This window comes from Sphingomonas sp. CFBP 13728, from assembly GCF_014841895.1.
Taxonomy (GTDB): Bacteria; Pseudomonadota; Alphaproteobacteria; order Sphingomonadales; family Sphingomonadaceae; genus Sphingomonas.
In genome coordinates this window covers 468,981-493,399 of record NZ_JACYUS010000001.1, presented here as the reverse complement: position 1 = coordinate 493,399, position 24,419 = coordinate 468,981, and the positions used below count along the sequence as shown (strand labels likewise).

General features: G+C 67.1%; 18 protein-coding genes. 5 read left to right on the top strand and 13 right to left on the bottom strand.

Annotated features, from left to right (window positions below; translation table 11 throughout):
• Positions 1 to 83 precede the first annotated feature (83 nt).
• On the bottom strand, positions 84 to 686 hold the full coding sequence (locus IFT67_RS02010) for a GNAT family N-acetyltransferase (protein ID WP_342450532.1): 603 nt from the start codon (positions 684 to 686) through the stop codon (positions 84 to 86).
• A 609-nt stretch (positions 687 to 1,295) separates the two neighbouring features.
• Here IFT67_RS02010 and IFT67_RS02000 point away from each other — a divergent pair.
• The 4 genes from IFT67_RS02000 to IFT67_RS01985 all read left to right on the top strand — a co-directional run bounded on the left by IFT67_RS02000 (position 1,296) and on the right by IFT67_RS01985 (position 8,574).
• On the top strand, positions 1,296 to 3,509 hold the full coding sequence (locus tag IFT67_RS02000; protein WP_446740787.1) for a copper-transporting P-type ATPase: 2,214 nt from the start codon (positions 1,296 to 1,298) through the stop codon (positions 3,507 to 3,509).
• A 376-nt stretch (positions 3,510 to 3,885) separates the two neighbouring features.
• Complete coding sequence (locus IFT67_RS01995; protein WP_342450531.1) at positions 3,886 to 5,613, top strand: type I secretion system permease/ATPase; 1,728 nt, start codon at positions 3,886 to 3,888, stop codon at positions 5,611 to 5,613.
• Complete coding sequence (locus tag IFT67_RS01990; RefSeq protein ID WP_192144855.1) at positions 5,610 to 6,983, top strand: HlyD family type I secretion periplasmic adaptor subunit; 1,374 nt, start codon at positions 5,610 to 5,612, stop codon at positions 6,981 to 6,983. The genes IFT67_RS01995 and IFT67_RS01990 overlap by 4 nt, the downstream gene beginning before the upstream one ends.
• Positions 6,973 to 8,574, top strand: coding sequence for a TolC family protein (locus tag IFT67_RS01985; protein WP_192144854.1), 1,602 nt, complete (start codon positions 6,973 to 6,975; stop codon positions 8,572 to 8,574). The genes IFT67_RS01990 and IFT67_RS01985 overlap by 11 nt, the downstream gene beginning before the upstream one ends.
• A gap of 163 nt (positions 8,575 to 8,737) precedes the next feature.
• On the opposite strand, the gene pelF is transcribed toward IFT67_RS01985, so the two are convergent.
• The 8 genes from pelF to IFT67_RS01945 are packed head-to-tail and all read right to left on the bottom strand — an operon-like array spanning position 8,738 to position 21,025.
• Positions 8,738 to 10,249: a GT4 family glycosyltransferase PelF gene (gene pelF / locus IFT67_RS01980; RefSeq protein ID WP_192144853.1), complete on the bottom strand. Its 1,512-nt coding sequence runs from the start codon at positions 10,247 to 10,249 to the stop codon at positions 8,738 to 8,740.
• On the bottom strand, positions 10,246 to 11,160 hold the full coding sequence (locus tag IFT67_RS01975) for a hypothetical protein (RefSeq protein WP_192144852.1): 915 nt from the start codon (positions 11,158 to 11,160) through the stop codon (positions 10,246 to 10,248). Before IFT67_RS01975 ends, pelF begins: the two co-directional genes overlap by 4 nt.
• Positions 11,157 to 12,125: a hypothetical protein gene (locus tag IFT67_RS01970; protein WP_192144851.1), complete on the bottom strand. Its 969-nt coding sequence runs from the start codon at positions 12,123 to 12,125 to the stop codon at positions 11,157 to 11,159. The genes IFT67_RS01975 and IFT67_RS01970 overlap by 4 nt, the downstream gene beginning before the upstream one ends.
• Positions 12,122 to 13,597 (bottom strand): hypothetical protein, encoded by a 1,476-nt coding sequence (locus IFT67_RS01965; protein ID WP_192144850.1) that lies wholly within the window; start codon positions 13,595 to 13,597, stop codon positions 12,122 to 12,124. The genes IFT67_RS01970 and IFT67_RS01965 overlap by 4 nt, the downstream gene beginning before the upstream one ends.
• Complete coding sequence (locus IFT67_RS01960) at positions 13,594 to 15,315, bottom strand: tetratricopeptide repeat protein (protein WP_192144849.1); 1,722 nt, start codon at positions 15,313 to 15,315, stop codon at positions 13,594 to 13,596. The genes IFT67_RS01965 and IFT67_RS01960 overlap by 4 nt, the downstream gene beginning before the upstream one ends.
• Positions 15,315 to 16,172 (bottom strand): glycoside hydrolase family 191 protein, encoded by an 858-nt coding sequence (locus IFT67_RS01955; protein WP_244647133.1) that lies wholly within the window; start codon positions 16,170 to 16,172, stop codon positions 15,315 to 15,317. The genes IFT67_RS01960 and IFT67_RS01955 overlap by 1 nt, the downstream gene beginning before the upstream one ends.
• A gap of 32 nt (positions 16,173 to 16,204) precedes the next feature.
• On the bottom strand, positions 16,205 to 17,602 hold the full coding sequence (gene pelG, locus IFT67_RS01950) for an exopolysaccharide Pel transporter PelG (protein ID WP_192144847.1): 1,398 nt from the start codon (positions 17,600 to 17,602) through the stop codon (positions 16,205 to 16,207).
• A gap of 24 nt (positions 17,603 to 17,626) precedes the next feature.
• Entirely contained in the window at positions 17,627 to 21,025 is a 3,399-nt protein-coding gene (locus tag IFT67_RS01945) for a M10 family metallopeptidase C-terminal domain-containing protein (RefSeq protein WP_244647132.1), read from the bottom strand.
• A gap of 221 nt (positions 21,026 to 21,246) precedes the next feature.
• Between IFT67_RS01945 and IFT67_RS01940 the strand changes: the two genes are divergently transcribed.
• Positions 21,247 to 21,657, top strand: coding sequence for a hypothetical protein (locus tag IFT67_RS01940; RefSeq protein ID WP_192144845.1), 411 nt, complete (start codon positions 21,247 to 21,249; stop codon positions 21,655 to 21,657).
• Between the two features lie 124 nt (positions 21,658 to 21,781).
• On the opposite strand, the gene IFT67_RS01935 is transcribed toward IFT67_RS01940, so the two are convergent.
• From IFT67_RS01935 to IFT67_RS01920, 4 genes are all read right to left on the bottom strand, one after another.
• Positions 21,782 to 22,225: a VirK family protein gene (locus tag IFT67_RS01935; protein WP_197982889.1), complete on the bottom strand. Its 444-nt coding sequence runs from the start codon at positions 22,223 to 22,225 to the stop codon at positions 21,782 to 21,784.
• A 284-nt stretch (positions 22,226 to 22,509) separates the two neighbouring features.
• A complete protein-coding gene (locus IFT67_RS01930) occupies positions 22,510 to 22,971 on the bottom strand; it encodes a PaaI family thioesterase (RefSeq protein ID WP_192144844.1) in 462 nt (153 codons plus the stop codon).
• Positions 22,972 to 23,319: 348 nt separating this feature from the next.
• Entirely contained in the window at positions 23,320 to 23,643 is a 324-nt protein-coding gene (locus tag IFT67_RS01925; RefSeq protein WP_192144843.1) for a hypothetical protein, read from the bottom strand.
• Between the two features lie 32 nt (positions 23,644 to 23,675).
• Positions 23,676 to 24,131 carry a PaaI family thioesterase gene (locus IFT67_RS01920; protein ID WP_192144842.1) on the bottom strand — a complete coding sequence of 152 codons (456 nt, stop codon included), beginning with the start codon at positions 24,129 to 24,131 and terminating at the stop codon, positions 23,676 to 23,678.
• Between the last annotated feature and the right edge of the window lie 288 nt (positions 24,132 to 24,419).

Below are 24,419 nucleotides of genomic sequence, written 5' to 3'. Positions count from 1 at the left end.
GAAGGGCTGTCGGTCATCGCCCCATTCTCGTCGACGGACGGCGCTGAACCCGGGTGCGGCGCCGCGAAGGCATCGGATTCGGCCTAAAGAGTCATCCGGAGGATCATCGCGGCGGAATCGCCCGGACAGGCCGACGCGATCCAGCCGCGCTCGCGTTCGAGGTCGATCGCCTGATGATTGTCGCGGCTCTCGATCGACTCCAGCGTGCGGATGCCTTTTGCCCGCGCGAACTTCGCGACGTGATCGAGCAACGTCCAGCTGATGCCGAGGCGTTTGAAATCGGCGCGGATCGCGACGGCGACCTCGGCATTCGTGAGCGTCTCGTCGGCGGCCAGCATCGCGGTCGCGAGGATCCGGTCGGTGCCGTATTCGAAAGCGAGGAAGTTCTCGGTATGCTCGTGATCGACCGTCACCAGGGCCTTGAGCTGGGTCTCGTCGACCTTGTGGATCGCGCTGAGAAAGCGGAACCGCAGGTCTTCCTTGTCGACCTTGGTGAAGAATTCGCCGAGCGCTGCCTCATCCGAGGGCGAAGCGGGCCGGACGTGGAAGACGTAGCCGCTGCGCGTCACGAGATCCGTGCTCCACGTCACCGGTTCTTCTACGGGCGGCGATGGCGCGATTATACGTTCGGGGGCGGTTGCACGCTCGCTGACGAGTTCGACCATCGTGGCGTCCTTATCGATCACGCACCCGACTTGGGTACGGTTCTGGATTAGCCGCAAAGCGCGCCTCGCCGGAGCGTCGGGAAACACGTAGTTTCCGATCCTAGCGACGGTTCCCCTCCAAACTAGGTTGCGGATGGGCGATCCTCCGCCCCTGCGAGGAGACCGCATGACGATCGATATCCAGAGGATGCAGGGTCTCGCGCACGAGATCGTCCGGCTCCAGGGCGAACTCGACCGCGAGATCGAGCAACGACGGCGCGCGCTCGGCGTCGAGCTCACCGGGCGGATCGTCGGGTTCGAACACGGCGTGCTCGATGCGCAGCGGCGGTTGAAAGTATCGGTGCTGCGTTTCGTCGCGCGTTCCGATCTGGTCTGGATCGTGACTGCGCCGGTGATCTACTCGCTGATCGTGCCGCTGCTGATCGTCGATGCGTGGGTCAGCCTGTACCAGGCGATCTGCTTTCGCGCGTACGGGATCGCGCGGGTGCGGCGCGGCGACTACATCATGTTCGATCGCGCCCATCTGGGCTATCTGAACCGGATCGAAGCGCTCAACTGCGCCTTTTGTTCGTACGCGAACGGGCTGGTCGGGTTCGTCCGTGAAGTCAGCAGCCGGACCGAGCAATATTGGTGCCCGATCAAGCATGCACTGCGCGTCGACGATCCGCTTCACCGCTATTACGCCTTTCTCGAATACGGCGATGCGGATGGCTATCGGTCGCGGCTCGCCGAGTTTCGGGATCTGCTGCGATGATGTGGGTCTGCCCGATGCATCCGGAGATTTGTCGGGAGGGACCTGGCATTTGCCCGATCTGCGGGATGGCGCTCGAACCCGAAGCACCGACTCTCGACGACGGCGCCAATCCCGAACTCGTCGATTTCACGCGGCGGGTCTGGATTGCCGGGGTGCTGACGGTGCCGTTGCTCGTGCTCTCGATGGGGGCCGAGATGACGGGGATCGTGGTCGTCCTGCAGGGCTGGTCGGCCTGGATCCAGCTCGCCCTCACCACGCCGATCGTGTTGTGGGCGGGGCTGCCGTTCTTCGCACGCGGGTGGGTCTCGGTGCGGACTTGGCGGCTCAACATGTTCACATTGGTCTCGCTCGGTGTCGGCGCGGCGTTCCTGTACAGCGTCGCCGCGACGATCGCGCCCGGCCTGTTCCCGCAGTCGATCCGGATGCACGGGACGGTGCCGGTCTATTACGAAGCGGCGGGCGTGGTGGTGACGCTCGTCCTGCTCGGCCAAGTGCTCGAACTCCGCGCGCGGGCAGCGACCGGGCGGGCGATCCGCGCCCTGCTCGATCTGGCGCCGAAGACCGCGCGGCGGATCGTCGGGAGCGACGAAACCGAAATTGCGCTGGCCGACGTCGCGCTCGGCGATCGGCTGCGGATACGGCCGGGCGAGGCGATCCCGGTCGACGGCGCTGTCGTCGATGGCCGGTCGTCGGTCGACGAAGCGATGCTGACCGGCGAGCCTGCGCCCGTGCTCAAGACGATCGGCACCACGCTGACCGGCGGCACGATCAACGGCACCGGCAGCCTCGTGATGGAGGCGCGGGCGGTCGGCGCGGACACCGTGCTCGCGCGGATCGTGCGAATGGTCGCCGAGGCGCAGCGCAGCCGTGCGCCGATCCAGGCGGTCGCGGACCGCGTGTCGGGCTGGTTCGTACCGCTGGTGGTGGCGATCGCGGTCGTGACGTTCGTGGTCTGGTATGCGACCGGCAGTTTCGGCCATGCGCTGCTCAACGCCATCGCGGTGCTGATCATCGCGTGTCCGTGCGCGCTGGGGCTGGCGACGCCGATGGCGATCATGGTCGGCACCGGACGCGGCGCGCGGGCGGGCGTGCTGGTCAAGACCGCGGAGGCGTTGCAGGCGCTCGAACGCGTCGACACGCTGGTGATCGACAAGACCGGTACGCTGACCGAGGGGCGGCCGAGGCTGACCGCGGTCGAGACGCTCGGCGGGATGGCGGAGGACGAACTGCTCGCGCTGGCCGCGGCGGTCGAGCGCCCGTCGGAGCATCCGCTGGCGCACGCGATCGTCGTGGCGGCGGACGATCGCAAGCTGGCGACGATGGTGGTGACGGGGTTCGCTTCGACGACCGGGATGGGCGTGGCGGCGGATGTCAGCGGGCGGCGCGTCGCGATCGGCAATGCGGCGATGATGGTGTCGGTCGGCGCGGATCCGGCATCGCTTGCACGGCAAAGCGAGACGCGGCGGGACGAGGGCGCGGGGGTGATGCTGGTCGCGGTCGACGGACGGCTTGCAGGAATGCTCGTCGTCGCCGACCCGATCCGCGAGGCCGCCAAGGCTGCGATCGCCGACCTGCACGCGGAGGGGCTGCGGATCGTCATGCTGACGGGCGATGGTCGCGGTACCGCGGAGGCCGTGGCGCGCGCGATCGGTGGCATTGATGCGGTCCACGCCGACCTCAAACCCGAGGACAAGGCGCGGATCGTCGGCGACCTGAAACGCGGCGGCGCGGTCGTCGCGATGGCAGGGGACGGGATCAACGACGCACCCGCGCTCGCCGCCGCCGATGTCGGCATCGCGATGGGGACGGGCACCGATGTCGCGATCGAAAGCGCGGGCATCACGCTGACCAAGGGTGATCTCGCGGCGCTGGTGCGCGCGCGGCGGCTCGCGCGGGCGACGATGCGCAACATCCGCCAGAACCTGGCATTCTCGTTCCTGTTCAACGGGATCGGCGTGCCCGTGGCTGCGGGCGTACTGTACCCGATGACCGGCAACCTGTTGTCGCCGATGCTCGCGGGCGCGGCGATGGCGCTGTCGTCGTTTGCGGTGGTGACGAACGCGCTGAGGCTGAACGCGGTGCGGTTGTAACCGCCGACCCGTTACATCCGCGTCGTGCCCGTATCGAGGAACAGCTGGTGCCACGACGGCCAGACATATCGGCTTCTGCAAAGGGGAGGTCGGGGTGGACGATGCATGTCTTGTTGCTGGCGTCGATCCTGCCCTGGCGCCTCTGACCGTTCGCACGTCAGCGGCTACCGTTACCGAGCAAGGCTAGCGCTCCCGCATGCGTGTGCGGTCTGGCGCGTGTCATCGATGCGGTTCGCGGAGACGCCACAAATACGATGCCGACGAAGCCCGGCGTGGTGCGAAACGTCCGCCAACGTCGTCAACACCATGAAACCGTTCGTTTAACTTTTCGCGGTTAAGCGGGCGTATGCCGACGTCTCCCTCTGCGCTTGCGACTGTGAAACCCGATCGCGCCGGGAATGTCCTGTCCGGCGCAGTCGAAGGCTGCCGGCGGCATCTGCTGTTCGCGGCGCTGTTTTCCGGGTTGGTGAACATCCTGTATCTCGTGCCGTCGATCTTCATGTTGCAGGTGTATGATCGCGTGGTGCCGACGCGCGGTGGTGCGACGCTGTTGCTGCTTACGCTGATCCTCGTGTTGTCGTTGATCGTGTTCGCGATCCTCGATGCCGTCCGCATGCGACTGTTGCTGCGCGCGAGCATGCGGCTGGAGCGTCGGGCGGCGCCGGGCATATTGCTGCGGATCCTGGGCACCGATGGCGCGACGATCGGTCAGCGCAGTCAGGCTATGCGCGATTTCGATACGGTGCGGGGCACGCTGACCGGGCCGACGATCATTGCGCTGTTCGATGCGCCCTGGGCACCGATCTACATCGGCATCGCGTTCCTGCTGCATCCGTGGATCGGCGTGCTGGCGCTGGTCAGCGCGCTGCTGCTCGGCGGGATCGCGATCCTTAGCGACCGGGTGACCGCGGGGGCGGCGCGCGACACGCAGACGCGCGCGGTGCTCGCGACGCGCGAACAGGACGTGTCGATCCACGGATCGGAGGTCGCGCGCGTGATGGGAATGCGCAACGCGCTGATCACCCGGCACCTGCTGGAGCGTGCCGAGCTGGTCCGTCGCCAGTCCGCGCTCGCCGGCACGTCGGGGCAGTTCCTCGCGATCACCAAGTTCCTCCGCCTGCTGCTGCAATCGCTCGCGCTGGCGCTCGGCGCGTTGCTGGCGATCCGGCAGGATATCTCGGGCGGCGCGATCTTTGCCGCGTCGCTGTTGCTCGGGCGCGCATTGCAACCCGTCGAACAGATCCTCGGCGCGATGAAGCCGCTCGCCGCCGCGCGTAACGCCTACCGCGATCTCGACGCGTTCTGCGCGATGCCGGGGCCGTCGATCGATGCGACGACGCTCCCCGCGCCGGTCGGCCGGATCGACGTCCGCGGCGTCACCGTCCGCGCCGAAGGTAGCGATCGGGCGCTGCTGACGGACATCAGTTTCGCGGTCGAACCCGGCGAGATCGTCGCGCTGGTCGGCCCGAGCGGTGCGGGCAAGTCGACCTTGCTGCGCGTCCTGTCGGGCGCGCTGTCGCCGGATACGGGCGAGGTTCGGATCGACGGCGCGAGTCTGGCGGACTGGAACCGCGAGCAACTCGGTCGGCACGTCGGCTATATGCCGCAATCGCCGTCGCTGTTCCCGACCTCGGTCCACACCAACATCTCGCGCTTCCAGTCGGTGCTGGCGGGCGAGAGCGAACAGCTCGACGCGTCGGTGGTGGAAGCGGCGCAGGCGGCGGGTGCGCATGAGGTGATCCTCGGCCTGCCGCAGGGCTATGCGACGATGCTGAGCATGGCGGACGGATCGGGGCTGTCGGCGGGGCAGAACCAGTCGGTCGCGCTGGCGCGTGCGCTGTTTGGTACGCCGACGATCCTGTTCCTCGACGAGCCCAACGCGCATCTCGACAGCGAGGGCGAAGCGCGGCTGGTGACGACGTTGGCAGCACTGCGCGCGCGCGGTGCGACGGTGATCGTGTCGACGCACCGGACCGGGCTTCTGCAAGCGGTCGACAAGATCATGGTTTTGCGCGGCGGCACGATCCAGTTGTTCGACGAGCGGGCAAAGGTGGTGCGTCCCGCCAATGCCGCGCCCGCCGCTGCTACCGGAGGCGCACGATGATCCCCGCCGAACTGGCCAGTCCAGTCCCCGCCGCTGGTGGCGCGAGCCTCGGCGATCGCCTCCGCCTCGACGATTCACCGCGCCATGCGATCCTCGTCGGCGGGATAGTCGCGATCCTGTTCTTCGTCGTCGGGCTCGGCTGGGCGGCGTTCGCGCGGCTCGATGCGGCGGCGGCGGGCGACGGGCAGGTGGTCGTCGCCGGCAATCGCCAGACCGTCCAGCACCGCGAGGGCGGGATCGTCGCGGCAATGGCCGCGCGGGATGGGCAACACGTCCGCGCGGGGGATGTCCTGTTCCGGCTCGAAGGTGCGGAAGTGACCGCGAGCGAGCGCGCGTTGGCGGCCAGTGTCATCGACCTCCAGGCGCAGCGGGCGCGGCTCGAAGCGGACGTTCGCGGTGGCGCGATCGTCTGGCCCGCCGAGTTCGCGTCGGCACAGGGCGATGACCTGCGGCTGGTCGAGCGAGCGAAGTCGCTCCAGATCGCGCAACGCACCGCGCGGTCGGCTGCGCTGGCGGCAAACGGCGCAGTGCTCCGCCAGCAGGCGGCGGCCGTCGCGCAGCAGACCACCGGCTTCAACGCACAGGCGCAAGCGACCGCCCGCCAGCGTGCGTCGCTCCGCCAACAGCTGGAGAGTACGCGTACGCTCGCCGATCAGGGCTATGTCTCGCGCAACACGGTGCGCGCGATCGAGCGCTCGATCCAGCAGCTCGAAGGCACCGACGCCGACTATGTCTCGCGCTCGGCGGCGGCACGCGAACAGATCGGCCAGACGCGCGCGGAGGGCGTCCAGACCCGGCGCAAATATGTCGAGGACAGCGCGACGCTGCTCCGCGACACGCAGTTCCAGCTGAACGAGGTGATGCCCAAGTTCGCCGCCGCGCGCGAGCAGATGGCGCGGACGATCATTCGCGCGCCTGTCGCCGGTCGCGTCGTCGGTCTGCGCGTCTTCTCGGTCGGCGGCGTGATCCAGCCGGGGCAGGCGATCCTCGACATCGTCCCCGACGCCGCGCCGCTGGTGGTCCGCGCGAACTTCTCGCCCGGCGACATCGACGGCGTGTTTGCCGGTCGTGAGGCAGAGGTGAAGTTCCTGTCGCTGCACGAACGCGACCTGCCGATCCTGCTCGGCACGGTCCGCACGGTGTCCGCGGACTCGCTCCGCGACGAGCAGACTGGCCACAGTTACTTCAGCGCCGAGATCACCGTGCCGCGCGACCAGATCGCCAAGATCGAGGCCGTCCGCGGGCGCGATACCGGCATCCGTGCAGGCGTGCCCGTCACCGTCCTCGTCAAGCTGCGGTCGCGCACCGCACTCGATTATCTCCTCGATCCGTTGACCGAGGCATTTTCACGGTCGCTTCATGAACGCTGATATCCTTCGCCTCGCCGCCGTCGTGCTTCTGTTGCCGGCCGGATCCGCGGTCGCCCAGACGGCACAAGAGGCACGGTCCGCCGCACCCGAAACGCTGGGCCAGGCGATCTCGGACGCGTATCGGAGTAATCCCTCGCTGGAGGGGCAGCGTGCGCAACTCCGCGCGCTCGACGAGCAGATCGTCCAGGCGGGGGCGGCGTACCGGCTCAACGCGGGCGTCAACATGACGCTGCAATACCAGTCACAGGACCAGCGCGGCCTGCTCGGCGATTTCGATACGGCACGGGGGCGGATGGTCGGCGCTTCGCTGACCGCGTCGCAGATCCTGCTCAACGGCGGGCGCACCGCGGCGCAGGTATCCGCGGCGGAGGCGACCGTGCTCGCGGGACGCGAACGGCTGCGCGAGGCGGAGAACGCGATCCTGCTCGAAGTCGTCGACGCGTTCGTGTCGGTGCGGCGCGACCAGGCGCTGGTGGCGATCCAGCAGCGTTCGCTCGAGTCCTACGGGCGGCAGGTCACGCAGGCGATCGCGCGCGAACGCGGCGGCGACCTGACGCGCACCGACATCGCGCAGGCGCAGGCGCAGCGCGAGATCATCCGCGCGCAACTGGCGCAGGCGACCGTCAACCTCCAGGCGAGCCGGGGGCGGTTCGCGGCCGTGGTCGGGCGCAATCCGGGCACGCTGCTCGTCCCGCCGACGCTGCCCGGCCTGCCGCGCTCGCTCGACGCGGCCTTCGCGGTGGTCGAGAAGGAGAGCCCGAGCCTGTGGCAGGCGATCCTGGCTACCAAGGCGGGCGATGCGAGGATCGCTGCACAACGCGCCGAGCGCGCGCCGATCGTCGCGCTGTCGGGCAGCTATGGCTATGCAAGTCCGTATTCCTACCGTCTGCGCGATGCCGGCGCGCAGGCGACCGGCGGGGTCACGCTGACGATGCCGCTGCTGACCGGCGGCGTGATCGGGTCGCGCGTCCGTGCCGCGGTCGCCGAACGCCAGCAACTCGGGTTCGAGGTCGAGACCGCGCGACGGGCCGCCCTCGCCAACGCGCAGAACGCGTGGAACCAGGCGGTGGCCGGCGGCGAGCAGATGGCGGCAGGGCAGCTCGCGACCGAGGCCGCGGAGTCTGCGCTCACCGGTGTCCAGCGCGGCTTCGCGGAAGGGTTTCGCTCGAATTTCGAAGTGCTGGATTCGGAACAGCGGCTGCTGACCGCGCAACTCGTCTTCGTCAACGCGACCTACGGCGCCTATGCCGCGGAGGCGCGCCTTCTAGCGACGCTCGGTCGATTGCAGGCGGCGGCTATCGATCAGGCCGTGCCGAGCTACGATCCAGCGCAGAACACGCGGCGCGTGCGGGCGAAGACGTTCGGTCCGTTCGATCCGATCCTTGCACCGATCGACCGCGCGCAGGTTCCAAGTGCGGCGATGCGACCCGCACCGCTGCTCGCGCCTGCTACCGACGCGAGGATCAGGCCGGCGCTCGTGCAGGCGTTGCCTGGGCCGGTCGGCACGGCCTTGCCGATCGTCGGCGTTCCAGTGCTGGCCGGACCGGCTGCGGTGGACTTGACGGATGTGGTGGTGACCGGCGGGGCGTAGGGCGAAGCGATCCTCCCCCGCCAGGGGGAGGTGTCGCCGCCAGGCGACGGAGGGGGAGGACCACGGAACGGCTGACATCGTCTACCTCCCCCTCCGTCAGGCGCGCCTGCCACCTCCCCTGGCGGGGGAGGATTGTAGGTTTGTTGGCGCACCTTGAATGCGCCTACCGCGCGATCAACGATCCGTAGAGTTCCGCATAGGCTCCGATGATCGTGTCGTGGTCATAATCCCGCCGCACGCGCTCGCGCATCGTCTCGCCCATCGCCAGCCGCATCGCCGGATCGCCGGCGATCGCCAGGATTCCCGCCGCGGTGGCTGCCGGATTAACCAGCGGCGTGACGATGCCGCCATGGCCGGAGTCCGCGCCGCCGCGACCCTCGATCATCTCGCGGCAACTGCCGACGTCGGGTGCCACCACCGGGATCCCGCATGCGCCACCCTCCAGGATCACCAGCGGCTGTGCCTCCGACAGGCTGGTGAGCACGAGCAGGTCGATCTTCGCCATCAAGTCCTCGATCCGCACGCGGCCGGCAAAACGGAAGACCGGCGTCAGCTCCAGATCCTCGACAAGCCGCGTGCACTCGGCGGCATATTCCGGGTCCTCGTCCTCGGGGCCGAGCACCACGAAGCGGATATCGGGACGTTCGGCGTGCGCGATCGCGGCAGCGCGGATGAACGTCTTCACGTCCTTGATCGGTACTACGCGGCCGAGCAACGCGACCAGCGGATGCGCCGGATCGCGCTGATCCGGGAGGCTCGCGAACCGCCGTGAATCGATCCCGTTGGGGATCACGCGGACCCGGTCGGCGGCGGCGCCCAGCCGGCGCTGGACAGCCGTGTTCGCGCCGTACAACGCGACGATCGGGTCGCAGCTGTCGTAGCAGGCGGTCGCATAGCTGGTGAACGCGCGCACCCACAGGTCGCGCAGATCGCGGACGCTGCGTTCCAGTTCGAGCCCGGTATCGACCTGATCGCCGATCCAGTCCGCCATCATCACCTCGATCTGGCGTTCGAGCAGGTAGATGCCGTGCTCGGTGATGAACGCCGGTCGCCCGGTCTGGCGCGCGGCACGCGCGGCGAGCAGGCCCGCGAACCCGGTCGAGATCGTGTGATACGCCTTCGCGCGAGGCAGCGGCGTGGTCAGCACCGCGAGCAACCCACCCAGCAGAACGCGCATCGCCCAGAAATAATGGTGGAAGGACGCCTTGGGCAGCATCGCCTGATAATGGCGCCGGAGGCGTGCGAAGACGGCGGGGTGCGACAGGATATCGCCGGGCGCGAGCGGCCGGGCGCTGCCGCCGATCACGTCGATCAGCGTCGCGAGCCGATCTGCGCCACCGGTCGCGACGAACGCGACCAGCGCATCGGCGATCGGCACCGCGATCCGGTCCGGAATGGCGCGCGGAACGGCCGGCGCGGGCGCGAGTCCGATCTCGACCACCGCGACGACATTGGGCGGCGGCGTCAACTGGAACGGGAGCAGTCCGGCGCCCGGCTTGATCGCGGCGATCACGAACCGGACGTCCGGCAGGTGCGTGATCAGGTCCTGCAACCAACCGGACACGCCACCGATTACATAGGGGTACGCGCCCTCGACGATCAGGCAGATGTCGGCGTCCGGTATGTCGACAGACGCTTGTCGCGACCTTTCGGCGAGTGCCGAGAGCGGGATCATGCCGCTGCTCCCGTCAGCCACCAAGTCGCCCGCGTCGTCGCGCCGCGATGGGTAGCGTCCATCGGCGTATCGTTCCGCTCCGACGCGGCCTCGATCGCAGTCGCCATCCGGTCGATCGCCGCGTAATCGCCTGCGGCCCACAATGCTTCCATCATCAACGCGTCGCGCGTCCCAGACCTTGGATCGTCCGCCTTTGAAGGGACCGCGGCGACCATCATCGCGACCGCATCCTCGCGAAGGTGGAGGCGTTGCGAATCCGACAGCAGCACGTCCGATCGGGCATGATCCGCGAGCAGCGTCGCCAGGCTGATGGCGGCTTCCGGATCGGCGCCATCGGCAACGCGCGCCGATAGCCTCGCCCGTGCCAGAACGAGGTTCTCCGCGACCCGGGCCGAGGCCGCCGCTGCCAGCGCGCGGATGGTCTGGTCGCTGTCGGTCAGCGCCAGCGCGATCAACGGCGACAGTGCCGGCTCGAACGATCGCACCACCGTCTCCAGCGCGCGCCGCCGCTCGGCAACCGCACCGTGACGCATGATCGTGACCAGTGAACTGAGCGTATCGGGCGTTGCATGATGAACCCGTCCGTCGAGCATCCGCGCGACGGCGAGGCGCGCGCCGCGCTGTGCGGAGCCGCGCGTAGCCGGGCCGAACATTTCGTCGTCGCTGCGCTGCGCCTTGGGCCTGGATAAACGCCCGAGCGGCAGCGCGACGAGCAGCCCGAGCGGCCCGAGCACGCCGAGCATCGCCGGCGCAAAACCGGCCGCGGTCCCGCTGCGAAGCCACACGCCGAACCCGAACGCGCTCGCCACTGTATGTACGGCGAGGCCCCAGCCGACCGCGACCCCGGACATCCAGCACGCCGCCAGGATCATCGTCTCGAAGACCGCCAGCGCGATCAGGCGGAGGATCACGCGACCAGCCCGGCGGATCTCACCGGTTGCCGTGTCCCCTGCGGTAGATCGGCGAGCAGGGGCGTCAACCAAGCGGCGATCTCGGCGAGTTCCGCGGTACGACTCGCGTTCAATGCCTCGAAGGGCAGGGTGTGGAGAACCAGGCAGCCGACGATCTCGCCGGTCTTCCGGTCGGGCAAGGCGATCGCAGCGACGCCGACACCGTCGAGCGCGTGCCGATCGCTGCGTTTGGCGACATGCAATATGCGTTTGTGCCGCTCGATCCTCTCCAGGAGGGACGCGGGCAGGACGTCGCGGCGCCCTGCGGTGACCGGCCCCCGGAGCCAGGCACGCGCCTCCCCGCCGGTGACCCTGTAGCAGGTGAAGTCGGCGGTCCGCGTGGCGAGCGCGACCAGTTCGCCGATCGCGCCGCGCCGCTCTGCCCGGTCCTCCGAACTGAGCCGCGTCGCCGTCTCGATCGCATGGCCGACGGTATGCGCCTCGGTTGCGATCTGGACCTGCAACAGGCGATTGGTCTGCGACAGCGTCGCGAACGCGTCGGTCAGCCGCGCCAGATTGCGCGTCGCGACCCGGCCGCGCTGCTCCAGCCGATCGTGACGCCCGGTCCGCATGATCGTCACTTCGCCGATGATCCCCGCCACGACGAACCACATCAAAGGCTGTAGCGACAGATGGAACAGGTGGTCGAGGTAATCGCGTTCGCCCGGGGTGTCGTGAACGTTGGCGAGCCAAAGCCCCGATGCGATCACGGCTGCGAGAACGCCGGGGCCGGTCCCATACGCCAGCGCCATCACGAGGACCGGCACCCAATAGGGGTTCGGATGGACGTGCGCGAAACCGGTGCCGCCCGTCAGCCACCAGTCGAGTGCGACCAGCGCGGCGAAGGCAAGCGCGATCTCCCCCGCAACGCGCGCGGGGCGTCGCCACCGGGTCTGCCATTTGCCAACTTGGTCGTCGTGCGTCACTGCGTATCCCCAAGGCTGCGCGTCAGCAGCGCCCGTGCGTAGAGTTGGCGACCCGAAAAGCCGGGGCGTGCGATCGACGTGATGCCGCCGCTGCCCTCGACCCGCCAGGCCACCGCGATTGGTGCGGCGATGCCAAGGCTGGCGGTAGGGCCGTCGCCACCGAACCTGTCGACGGTCCAGCCTGCCAGTGCGGTCATCTGCACCGTACCGAGCGCGCCGCTGAGCAGGCCCTGGACGGTATGGTTCTCCCGCGTGGCGAGCGGGATGATGGCCAGGCTGTCCGCGCCGAGTTGCAAACGCTGGACGTATTCGGCCTCGAACCGATAGGTCAGGCCGAGCGCGGGGAACTGGCGGCGGATGAGATAGTCGACCCCGCCGCTCGCGACGATGGTGTCGCTCGCGCCGCTGCTCCCTGCGAGCCCGTACCGGTTCGCGCCGATATCGCCTTGCACGACGAGGCCCGGAGTCAGCCGATAGGTCACTCCGAGCAGGGCGCGCGACAGATACCCGCCTGCCAGCACCTGCGCCGGCGTCGAGTAATCGGGCATGTGCCGGGTCAACGTCACGCGAAACTGCGCGTCGGCGGACCCCGCGACAGCTTTGGCACCGCCGCCGGTGACGCCATCGTCGAGCGCTGCGGAGGCGAGCAGCTGTACGCGGACTGCGCCGTCGAACGCGGCGGCCAGTGAGGCGTCGACCACGGTGTCGCCGGTTCGCACGGTCTGCGCGTCTGTGTCGACCCTGCTGACGATATGGCGGAGGCCACCATCGGCGGCGAAGGTATCGCCGACCGCCGCGTCGATCCTTGCGGCGAACTCCGCTTGCGACAGGTCGCTGCCGTCGCGCGCGGTGACTCCGATGCTGGCCGTTCCCGGTGCGGCGGCAATCGCGCGCCGTGCGGTCAGGTCGTCGGCTGCGAGCGCGCGGTAATCGCGCGCCGCGCCGCGCACGTCACCGTCGGCCAGCCGCGTGTCGGCGAGCATGCGCGCCGCGCGTGGGTCGGTCGGATAGCGTTTCGCCAATTGCGTTGCGGCGCGTCGTGCCGGCCCCGGATACCCGGCCGCGGCGTCCGCCTCGATCGCTGTCAGCGCGGCATCGGATGCGGTATCGTCGGAAGTCTCGGTGAGCGGTTCGGTCGCGGCCGGCGGCGAGAAGGTCACCGCGACCGTTGCGCCCGCCTGCCGCCAGGTCATCGACCAGCCGGCGGCGGGACGCAGGACGAGGCTGTCGTCGTTCCAGCGAAGATCGCCGATCGCATCGCCCGCCGCGTCGCGGAACGCGGCGATCCGGTCGGCGGTCATTGGCTGGTCGAAGCGCGCGACAAGCTCTCCATCGTGGTCCTCAATGCGGACGATGGCTTGGTCGGGCCAGGCCATCACGGACTCGGGCACGATGACCCGACTGTCGGCGAAGACCGTACGGGGAACGGTCAGCGCGGGCGCGTCCGTCAGGCAGAGGAGCAGCGCGATCATTGCGCCAACACCGCTCGTGCGCGGCCCGGTTGCCCCTGCGCGATCAGCAGGCGCGCATGCAGCGCGGCGAGCGATCGGTCGCGCGGGGTCTCGGTGCGCAGCGTCTCGACCAGCGCTACGGCCTCGGCCCGACGACCGAGCTTTTCCAGAATTTCCACGCGTGCCTTGCTGGCTGCGGGTGTCTGCGCGAGCGCGCGGTCCAGCCAAGGGCGTGCCGCACGCTCGCCCCCCATCCGTATCTGCACGTCGGCCATCAGCCGTAGCGCCGGAAGGTCGGTTGGATCGCTTGCCAGATGCTGATCGAGCCTCTTCGCCGCGCCCTTGGCATCGCCCGCATTCCACGCCGTCCAGGCTAGGTCGAGCTGATCCCGCGGCGCCGCGACCCCGGCTGCGACGCGCAGTTTCGCGATTGCCGCTGCTTGTGCCTGGTCGATCTTTGCGGGGGCTGCGGCGGATAGCGCGGCGATCTGCGCGGGATCGAGCGAGCGGCCGTCCAGCAACGACGCCAGCACCGCACGACCGGCGGTATCATTGCCAGACGCGCGGGCCAGCGACAGCCGCATCAGCATCACGTCGGTCTGGCCCGCGAGCGGATGCCGCGACAGGAACGCCAGCGCCTCGCCGGGTCGATCACGCTCGGCATAGTGCGTCAGCCAAGCGCGTTGCTGGTTCGCGCTGCCCCGCATACTCTGCTGTTTGAGCCAAGCGAGATCGTCGGCCCCAGGGCGCGGCCCCATCAGGTACAGCAGGCGCTGAGCTGCCGGCGCGGTCGGTGGCTGGCCGGTCGTCGCCCGTCGCAGTATCGCCATCGCATCGCCGCGGTAGCCCGTTGCAAGCAGCCGTTCCGCCTCCCGCTCGGGTTGCGCACCCGGCGCCGCGGCACGCGCCAGCAATTCGGTACGCAGCCCCGCGCGGTCGCCTGCCTCGGTCAGGATCGCCTCGCGCGCGGTCGCCCGCTGCTCGATCGGCAGATAGTCGGCTGCCCTCAGCCCTCCCGCGGTATCCTTCATGCGCGCCGCGACACGGATCGCCAGCCAGGGATCCGCCGCCCGCCAGTTCGCGGTCGTCGCCTTGTCGAGCAATGCGATCAGGTCAGTGCGCCCAGCCTTGTCGGCACGCCGCGCCAAATCGAGCGACAGCGCGGCATCGGGCGGCGGGATGACGTGGTTCGCCGCTGCTGCGATCACGAGGTCGGGCCGATCGATCGCATACGCCGCCGCAACGATATCCGCAGCCGCCACCGCCCCGCGCGTCTGCGCCGCCCGCGCGACGAGCGCGGCCGCATCCGCAGTCCGCCCGGTTTGGCGAAGAAGGTCGACACGCAGCCGCCACGTCGCTGCCGCCCCGCCGTCGGGCCGTGCCGCCAGATAGCCAAGCGCCACCGCCGGCCGCTTCGCTGCGACCAGGTCATAGGCGACCTGCAGCGTCGACACCGACTGGCCCTCGGCGATCAGTTGCGCGGTCAGCGCGGCAAGCGTTGCTGCATCGGCAGTCGCGATCTGCGCCGCGATCGCCAGGTGAGCAGGCGGTTGCACCGGTGGCGATACCGGCGCGGCGGGGAGCGAACTGCTCGCCGTCGGCACGGGCTGCGCACGGCGCGCGGCGTGGCGGATCTCTCGGTCGTTCGGCAACAGCATCAGTCCGCCCGCAAGCAGGCCGAGCCCAGCCAATGCGGGCAGGACGATCGCAAGCCGTCCGCGTCGGCGGTCGATCCTCATCAACTCGGCTCCGGCACCAGTCGATCGAGCGCCAGCGTCGCGACATAGGGGCTGAACCCAGCCGCGCGCTCGCGCGCATACAGCGCGGCGACCTGCTTCGTGTCGGCCGGATTCCAGTAATCGAGCGTCAGCAGGCTCAGTGCCGGGTTCCGGGTCTTGGCCGCACGCAGGCGATCGGCCTGCCACGCCCAGTCCGAATCGCTGAGCAGCTCATGGCGTTTGGTTGCAAAATTCCACCGCGATGCCATCGCTTCGCCGAGCAGATAGTCGATCTTCGGCGCGACGTCGGGCAACATCGCATAGCCGCGGTTGAGCATGATGCGCATCCTGGGAAAGCGGGCGCGTACGGCGGCGATCAGCGTTACGGCTGCGGCCACCATGCCCTTGTTGGCCACCGGATCCTGCCGCTCCATCGCTTCGGCGTTGTCCATCGTATCGATGAAGATGCCGTCATAGCCGAGCGCCAGGATCGCGGGGACGAGGCGGTCGAGCACCGCTGCGCGCCACGCCGGATGGCGCAGGTCGGCAAGCCGCGCGTCGGGCCAGTTGGGATTGGTGGCCTTGAGCGCACCGGCCTTTTCAAGCGCGGCGAAATACGGTCTGCCGCGCTCGACTTCGCCGAAGCTGACATAGCCGAGCAGGATGCTGCCGGGGCCCCGGAGCGGCGCGATCGGGCGCGCATGATGCGGCTCCAGCACCACCAGGTCGCACATCCTCGCCAATACCGGATCGGTCGCTGCGCCGTAATCGACGCCCCAGCGCAGCGCGGCTTTCGCGGACGGCTTGGGCGCGGCATTCGACCGCGATCGCATGCCAAGCGTCAGGGCCGTTGCACCCAGCGCTAGCATCCGCCGCATGATCTTCCTGCGCGGCATATCTGAAATTCCCGTCACAACAGACGCCCTCCGTGCCCCACGACCGAGGGATTGTTGCCGACGAACAGCAGGTAAGTGAGGTTGACCGTGGCCTCGGCGACCAGCGCCATGCCGACCGACGCACCGACCACCGCACCCGCCATATAGCCCCAACCGAACGCGGCAAACCCCGCGTCCCACTGCAGCAGCGTCGCGACGCCGCTGCCGATCGCGAAGGCGGTCCAGGTCAGCAGGATCCGCCCGAACAGGTCGTAATAGGCCAGCACGACCGTCGTCGCGATCACCACGAGGTGGAAGACGGTGCCGAGCGAGGTCTGGCGGAACGCGAAGATCGCGCGCGCGTCCGCGCCGATCAGTTCGAACAGCGGCACCGCGAACACCCAGGCGAGCGCGGCGACGAGCGCCTGCACCAGCAGCATGATCCGCAGTCCGTCGAACATCGTCCGCGCGAGTTCGCTGCGCGCCTCCTCGATCCGTTGCAGCGTCGACGTGCCGGTACACCGTACGATCATGTCGCCGAACGCGCGATCGAACCGCGTCTCGGTGACGATCAGCAACAGCGTCAGGCCCGGCACCATCGTCAGCAACCCGAGAAAGCTTCCCTGGTCGTTGATCGGATTGAGCCGCAACAGCCCGATCGCGCGAATGCTGTCGGGCCCCGCCCACAACAGCCACTTGTCGATCCAGATCGCGGCGACCCCGGCGATGCCTGCCGCCGCGACGATCCACGCCAGCCGCGGCGTCATCGCATCCTGCGTCGGCAGGACGGGCGGGGCGGAAAAATGCCGGCGGATCACGGTCACGATCGCGGCCAGCGTTAGTCCGATCCCGCCGGCGATGACGGCGAGCACGGTGACGACCTCGGGCTTAAGCAACAGCGCTAGCAACACCGTCGCAAAAACGATGCCGAGCAGATAGGCGAGGGGGATCGCGCGGTAGCGGCGCAGGGCCGTAAGCAGCGGAGCAGCGATCCACACCTGCGTCAGCCACGCGAGGATCAGCGTCGCAAGTGCCGCCTGGCCAAATGGGAGCCGAGCGAGCGTCCCGAACACCACCGCGCCGACCGCCAGCGCGATCGCGCCGCCCGCAGCTAGTGCTACCAGCATGATCCCCGATACGCCGCCAGCATCGCGTGCGAAAATTCGATCCGCCACCATCCGGGTTGCGAGAATGCCGACGGGTGCCGCGGCGAGCGCGGACAGGCTGAACGCATAGACCAGGATCGTCTGCACCGTCCGCGCGCCATCGGCGCGGAGATGCACGCCCGACCAGTGGTTGAGCATCGCCATCGCGACCGCGGTGATGAGCCACGGTCCGGCGCTGATCACCGCACCGAATGCGGCGGCGCCGACGATCCCGCCGACGCCGCCCTCACGCGCGGTTTTCGCTAATTGGAAGCCTATGCCCGCCATAACACTGCCGGCCTATGCCGCGGACTACATGAAGAAATCGTTCGCAGTCAGGACATGGTGGCCGGTCAGCGCGATCGAGAAGTCGGCGGCCGAACCGCTGTCGGTGTTGCCCTCGACGACGGTGAATTCCTTGCCGCCGATCATCTGGTAGCTGTAGCGTAGCTGCCCCGGTGCGGTGAACTTGCCGGTCGTGCCGATGAAGCTGAACGCCTGATCGCCGCGCGCGAACAGCGAGGTGTTGGCGTCGATCATCGACAGGTCGATCTTGTCCTGCCCGACGGTGAAGTCGGTGATCACGTCGCGCGACGACGACGTCAGGCTGTCGCCCTTCACCTCGAAGCGGAAGATGTCCGCGCCTGCGCCGCCGGTCATCGTGTCCATGTCGTCGCCACCGATCAGGATGTCGTTGCCGTCGCCACCGTTGAGGATGTCGCGACCGTCGCCACCGATCAACGTGTCGTTGCCCGCGCCGCCGTTGAGCGTGTCGTGGCCCATGCCGCCGATCAGGCGATCGTTGCCGCCCAGCCCGTTGAGCACGTCGTTGCCCCAGCTGCCGTCGAGCACGTCCTGCTCGCTGGTGCCGTTGATCGTCTCGGCGAAGATCGTGCCCGTCTTGGTGATGCCGACCACGTCGGTGACGCCGATCGTCAGCGTCTGCGTGTCGATCGCGCCACGCGCGTCGGTCGCGACCACGGTCACGCCGTAGATGTTGTCGCGATTGGCATCGGTCGGCGCCTCGAAATCGGGCGCGGTCACGAACTTCAGCACGCCCGTGGTCGCGTCGATCGAGAAGTTGGCGCCGTCGCCGCCAGAGCCGATCGAGTATTTGATCGAATCGCCCCAGACGATGTTCGCGTCGGTCGCGGTGATCGTGGTCAGCGCGGTGCCGTTCTCGGCGATCGGCAGCGCGCCCGTGGTGCCGCCGCCGAACGAGGTCAGCACCGGATCGACATTGGCCTGATGGCCGATCTTGACGTCGTGCACGCCGATCGCGCCGAGGTCGATCGTCAAGATCTCACCGATCTGGCTCGCGATCGTGCCACCGCTCACCGTCGTCCAATCGGTCTTCGGCGCCTTCAGGTCGACGGTGACCTTGCCTTCGCCCTCGACCGTGAACGCAAGGTCGCGGCCGTCGCCGCTCAGCGTCGTCAGCGTCGCACGCATCGGCAGCGCGGTGATGTGCGTCACGTCGTCCGCGACCGCGCCCATCGTGATCGCATAGGTGCCGCCCGCCTTCGGCAGGAACACCGTGTCCGCGTCATAGGCGTACCAGTTGGCGACGCCCTTGATCACCTGGCCGTTGCTCTGGCCATCGACGTCGAGCGAGAAGGTGCCCGTGGTCGCGCCAACCGTCGCGGTGATCGTGTTGCCGACGACGGTCGAGCTGATCGTCGTGTTCTGGAACGCGCTGACCCGGCCCGCCAGATCGGCAAGCGTCACGAATTCGACGCCAGCCGCCGCCGCCTGCGCAACGAAGGTCGTGAACATCTGCTTGGTGTACAGGCTGGTCGCGCCATCGGCGGCCCACATCGTCGGGCCGTAATCATGCCACGGCCACACGATGACCGGGGCGTCGGCACCGGCTGTTAGCGCGCCCAGTTCCTTCGCCCAGATCGCACTGGCCTCGGCGACGGTCTTCTTCTGGAACTCGATCAGCGAGAAGTCGAACGACGTGTTCGGCGCCAGGTACACCTTGTCGTCGGCGGCGTTCTGCGGCGTCATATAGCCGATCGCGTTGGGATAGCCCGCGCCGACGCCCGAATAGCCGCCGCTGAGATACGTCACGTATTTCAGGATTTCCTGGCTCGTCGCGATCTGCTCGGGCGCACCCGGTACCGCAGCACCACCGACCGTCACGGTCTTGCCGAGATACGCGCTCAGCTGCTTTTCCAGCTCAGTCCGCGACTGCCCGAACTCGAACGCGATCTGCGCATCGGTCAGCAGGTTCGTGTCCATCGGATGCGTGTAGCTGTGCGTGCCGATCTCGTTACCCGCATCGAGCAGCGCCTTGTAGACCGGCAGCGACACCGCCCAGTCGGTCGCCTGGCCGTTCGCCGGATCGTTGCCGATGTTGACGTAATAACTGCCGACGAAATTATACGCGGTCTTCCACTCGGTCAGGATCGGCAGCAGCTTGTCGTAGATGCCGGGCGCGGTGCCGGTCGGATTGACCTCCTCGATCTGCTTGCTCTGGTCCATGTCGACGCGCGACGCGAACAGCCCGGCCTGGCGGGTCATCTGCAACCCGACCGACAGGCCGTCGCCGTGGACCGAGTAATCGATCGCCTTCTGCAGCAGGTTGTCGTCGGCCATCACCGCTTCGCTCGAGAACAGCACGTTGCGCCCCCCCGTCTGCGTCGCGATCGCTGCCGAATAGGTCTGGCCGTTGACCGTCTCGGTCGCGATCGTCGTGCCGGTCCCGCTGACGCTGGTGAACGCATTCCAGCCGACGCCGGTGTATTGGCGGATGACCTGGCCGTCGCTGTAGCCGTCGAGCACGAGATGCGACGCATCGCTCGCCTTCACCGTCACGTCGGCGGGGAAGCCACCGGTCACGCGCGTGGCGTCGAACAACAGCTTCATCCGCGAATATGAGTCGCCAGCGAGCGCGGTATTGTCCGCGCCGTTGGTCATGAACTCGCCTGCCGCGACCAGGCCGATGCCGAACTGCTTGGTCGCCTGTTCCAGCGTCTGGGCGATCAGGTCCGCCTTGCCCGCCTCGACGTTGCGGAACGACGGGAAGACGATCGTATCGTACTTGGCGAGCGTCGCCAGGCTGGTCAGGTCGCCCTCGGTCAGGATGTCGAACGGCACGCCGGCCTGCATCGCCTGGGACTGCGCGGCCATGAACAGCTGCGAATAGGCGGTCTTGCTGAAATAGGCATTCGCGGTCGAATCGGACCAGACGATCGCGATCCGGTGCGACGCGTCGGCGACGATGCCGGTGTCGTTAAAGACGGTGAACGCGGGGTTCGAATAATTGCCCGGCAGAAACGCGGTGTCGTTGACGTCGTAGATGGTGTCGATCGCCTGCGGATTGCCGATCGCCGCCTTGGGCACCTTGAACTCGACGGTGGTACGATCGGCGGACCACGCCGCCTGCAAGCCGCTGGCCACGAGCATCTGCCCGGCAGCCCCACTGTAGAGCGATACCGTCCCGTCCGCGGCGAAGTTCACATTATACTCGGCGCCACCGGCAAACCCGAAAACCTGGTATCCCGTCGTCGCGTTGCGATCCGTGTTGAGCCACGCGGTGGTGTTCGCGCCGATCGCGGTGGGGGCGGTGATTGCGAAGGCGAAATCGGCGCCATCGCTGCGCGCGTAGATCGCGTATCCTGCGCCGAGGCCGCGATCGATCCGGTCGCCGACGGTCCAGTCGTTCAGATTGCCATCGAGGATCACCGGTGTTGCGTTCGCCATCATTCGTCCCCGTTTCCGCTACGGGCCTCACCGACGGGCAAGCCAGCCGTCGTGAAGCTCGGCGCGGGCTGTAGCAAAGGCATGGGGCCAATCGTACCGTTAAGATGCGGTGATCACGCCGAACTTGTATCAACCTGGCACGGGCGATCACGCGTGAGGTTCCGGATATCGAACGGCGATCGCCTGAGCTGTTAAGCCGGTCCGGTTCCGGCCGTTACTAGGGCATGCTGTCGACGATATCTCCGACGAAGCTGCTCGCGCGGGTCGCCTCCAATCCGCTCCAGCGGCCTGCCGCCCGCATGCTTCTGGAGACCGACGGCCAGATAACTGAGGAGCCGGGCTCCAACGCGACGACGGTTGGTGGCGTGATTGGCCAAGTCGGACCTGCCAGAACCGAAGCATCGACCGATAAGGATATGGCGCAGAAATCTGCTGGAAACGGGAAGAGGACCATCGTCGATCAACGGACGACCGACGCGGGACCCATGCGGATCACCGTCATCGCCTATAGCGACGGGTCAACGGAGACTCTTCAAGAGGTTAAGAACGTGGATCGTCTGGTGCTGGCGGCCACGCCGATGAGGAACGCTGCACCCACGCTGGATAAAGCTATGGTGATCGACAGGCTGGCGTGATTGAACTTTGACGTGTCCAAACCGATCGGCGTTCGGCATCCCCGACTATCACCGACCTGTCGTCCTCGATCAGTTACATGACGGCGGGACGCGTCATTACGAGCCGGAACGACCTTCCGGCCAATCACCCGGAAGACGCGGCAAAACGCATCCCGTGGTTTAGCGCGCATTTGTATTGGAGCGTCGGTCCGATCTGCTGGACGTCCGGCATGCTGAAGATCGTCATCGAGAAGTCTGCTGAACCATCGGCGTGGACTTGGTAACGCAGGAATTGCCGGATGGGCTTGCCGTCGCGTCCGATCGTGAAGTGGTCGTCGGCGAAGGCCAGCGTTCCGTCCTCGGTCTCGCGGTAGGCGTTGATACGCAGACCTCCGCGTGTCCGTGTCGGCTTGGTTTCCGTCGATGCTGGACTACACAGCCCAAGGTCCATGACGACCGATACGGTTCGTCCGCTTTCCAGCATGCGTTCGACGGCTTGCAAGCTATCGAGCTTGGCGGTTGCGTTCGCCCCGGACGCAGATGCGCAAATCACTATACCTGAAACCACCAGGCGTTTCATCGTCATCATGGTCATAATTCCTGTCGAAATGCTGAAAATATGCCTGAATTTCAGACTGGCTCTACCTGCCGCCCGCAAAATCTACGGCGGCCTTGCGAGGCGGTTCGTCTCTGAAGATTTGCGCGACATGGTGTCCACCGTATCTGTGAGCGCCCTTTCCAGATTCCACGGAATGACGGAAAGGGCGCGTCACTATCGATCGCGATACTGTGGATCCAACGGCTCTCGAAGGCTGCTTAGTTCAGGAGCCATGGCGGCGCAGAGTGTGATTTGTCACCAGGCGCCGGAGACGATCAGCCAGCAGCGTCGAGGGGGAAGATCAGCAAGGTCGACGTCGCCGTTGCACACACCTTGCCATTACGATCGGTCAGCTTGGCCTCGGCAAACCCGGTACGGCGGCCGATCGAAACGATGTTGCCCTCGGCTCGAACGGGACCGCTCGCATCGGTCAGCGGGCGATGATAGGCGACCTTGAGTTCCAGCGTCGTGTAGCCTTGGTCGGCGGTCAGCGTCGAATGGACCGCGCAGCCGCAAGCCGTGTCGAGCAATGTCGCTGCATAGCCACCGTGCACCGCGCCGATCGGGTTGTAGACGCTCTGGTCCGGATTGCCCTCGAACACGGCACGGCCTTCCTCGAACTCGGTCAACGTGAAGTTCATGGTCTTGTTGATCGGCGGTGGTATGTTCGCAGCGATGAGTGCGTGAAGTTGTTCCAGTCCCGACAAGCGAGCTTTGTTGTCTTTGATCATATCCATGAAACATCTCTCCTAAACGCTACCCAGGGCGAACTATTCGGCAAAACAGAAAGATTCGAACTCCGATCGAAATGGTCGGTAAGAACTGTCTGATTCGCTCACTAGCAATTTAGGGCCATGTCGGAACGAATAATATAGAAAATCAGTTCACTCTGCCGTTCTATTCTAACCGTCTGCCTGTTCGATCTTTGCTACAAGGCGAGATGTATTTGCTTGTACGTCAAAAGCTCCCGTCGCCGAGAAGGTCGTCGAAATCCGCCGGGATGGCTCGATTAATATCTCCGATAACCTTCGCCGATCGGAGAGGGCGCGAACATTTGCCGATGACAAATCTCCGCGCCCCTTTGATCAATTGAGCGCGTAGCATTCGGATGTCGGAACGTTCGCGTCGGTCGCTGGATTGGCGCCTCTCAGAAGGCAGATGCTGTAGGCCTTCTTCAACTGAACCGTCACGATCGGGCCGTTCGTCCCGACATAGGAACTGACGACCTTGCCGCCCGCGTTCAGGATATCGGTAAGCGACTGCATCATCGGGTCGAGTTTTGTCGGGATGCTGAGCGCCTTGGTCGGCGACTTTACCGACTCTTCGAGGGGCCAGCGTGCCTCCTGTGCGAAGAGCGGGGCTGGCACGACGACCATGACGAGCGCTGCAAGATTGAGAAAAGTCTTCATGGCATTGCGTCCTTGGCAGGCATCATCGCCCGTCATTCGAGGGGGAAAATCGAAATGGTCGATGTCGCTGTGGCGCAAAGGCGTCCGTGACGGTCGAACAGGCGGCCAGCGGCAAACGCGGTGGTGCGCCCGATCGAGATGACGCGGCCTTCCGCCTGAACGGGGCCACTTTCGTACGTCGGCGGTCGGTGGTGCGCTATTTTCAGTTCGAGCGTCGTGTAGCCCTGGCTAGCGTCGAGTTGCGAATGGACCGCATAGCCACATGCGCTATCGAGCATCGTGGCTGCGAAGCCACCATGTACCGTGCCGATCCGCGTGTGGACCCGCTGGTCAGGATGGCCTTCGAACACGACCATGCCGTCTTCGACTGCGATCAGTGCAAAGCCGAGCGTCCGATTGATCCTGGGCGACGCGTTACCTGACATCATTGCGCGCAAGGCCGCGATGCCGGGCATGTCTCGTACAGCGCCGAGGGCAAACGCCGTCATGCTACCCGCTCATACGATTCAGTCGGACTTCGGGGCAGGGCGCGCACTACGCCAGGGCTGGCGACGGACAGTCTGGGCCGAATACGGAGCGCATGTCGCTGTAACGGCTTGGGTTTCCGACCCGAATCTCGGACTAGCAGGCGCATATCCTTCAAACCGTTATTGCGATCCATTATCATGGCCGGATCGGTCCTGCAAGCGTGGTACTATACTGGTAATGCTTCGGCAGGCCGCAGGATCTTTCGGATTCAAGCGCCTGTGCGTTGCCCCGGGTGCCTTGCACGGCGA

What these genes read in the sequence shown, in the direction of transcription:
- IFT67_RS01940 (WP_192144845.1), top strand. Translation starts at nt 21,247, where the DNA reads ATGCTGTCGACGATATCTCCGACGAAGCTGCTCGCGCGGGTCGCCTCC.
- pelG (WP_192144847.1), bottom strand. Translation starts at nt 17,602, where the DNA reads ATGGCGGGCATAGGCTTCCAATTAGCGAAAACCGCGCGTGAGGGCGGC.
- IFT67_RS01935 (WP_197982889.1), bottom strand. Translation starts at nt 22,225, where the DNA reads ATGATGACGATGAAACGCCTGGTGGTTTCAGGTATAGTGATTTGCGCA.
- pelF (WP_192144853.1), bottom strand. Translation starts at nt 10,249, where the DNA reads ATGATCCCGCTCTCGGCACTCGCCGAAAGGTCGCGACAAGCGTCTGTC.
- IFT67_RS01955 (WP_244647133.1), bottom strand. Translation starts at nt 16,172, where the DNA reads ATGCGGCGGATGCTAGCGCTGGGTGCAACGGCCCTGACGCTTGGCATG.
- IFT67_RS01960 (WP_192144849.1), bottom strand. Translation starts at nt 15,315, where the DNA reads ATGAGGATCGACCGCCGACGCGGACGGCTTGCGATCGTCCTGCCCGCA.
- IFT67_RS01925 (WP_192144843.1), bottom strand. Translation starts at nt 23,643, where the DNA reads ATGAAGACTTTTCTCAATCTTGCAGCGCTCGTCATGGTCGTCGTGCCA.
- IFT67_RS01990 (WP_192144855.1), top strand. Translation starts at nt 5,610, where the DNA reads ATGATCCCCGCCGAACTGGCCAGTCCAGTCCCCGCCGCTGGTGGCGCG.
- IFT67_RS01930 (WP_192144844.1), bottom strand. Translation starts at nt 22,971, where the DNA reads ATGGATATGATCAAAGACAACAAAGCTCGCTTGTCGGGACTGGAACAA.
- IFT67_RS01965 (WP_192144850.1), bottom strand. Translation starts at nt 13,597, where the DNA reads ATGATCGCGCTGCTCCTCTGCCTGACGGACGCGCCCGCGCTGACCGTT.
- IFT67_RS01985 (WP_192144854.1), top strand. Translation starts at nt 6,973, where the DNA reads ATGAACGCTGATATCCTTCGCCTCGCCGCCGTCGTGCTTCTGTTGCCG.
- IFT67_RS01945 (WP_244647132.1), bottom strand. Translation starts at nt 21,025, where the DNA reads ATGATGGCGAACGCAACACCGGTGATCCTCGATGGCAATCTGAACGAC.
- IFT67_RS01920 (WP_192144842.1), bottom strand. Translation starts at nt 24,131, where the DNA reads ATGACGGCGTTTGCCCTCGGCGCTGTACGAGACATGCCCGGCATCGCG.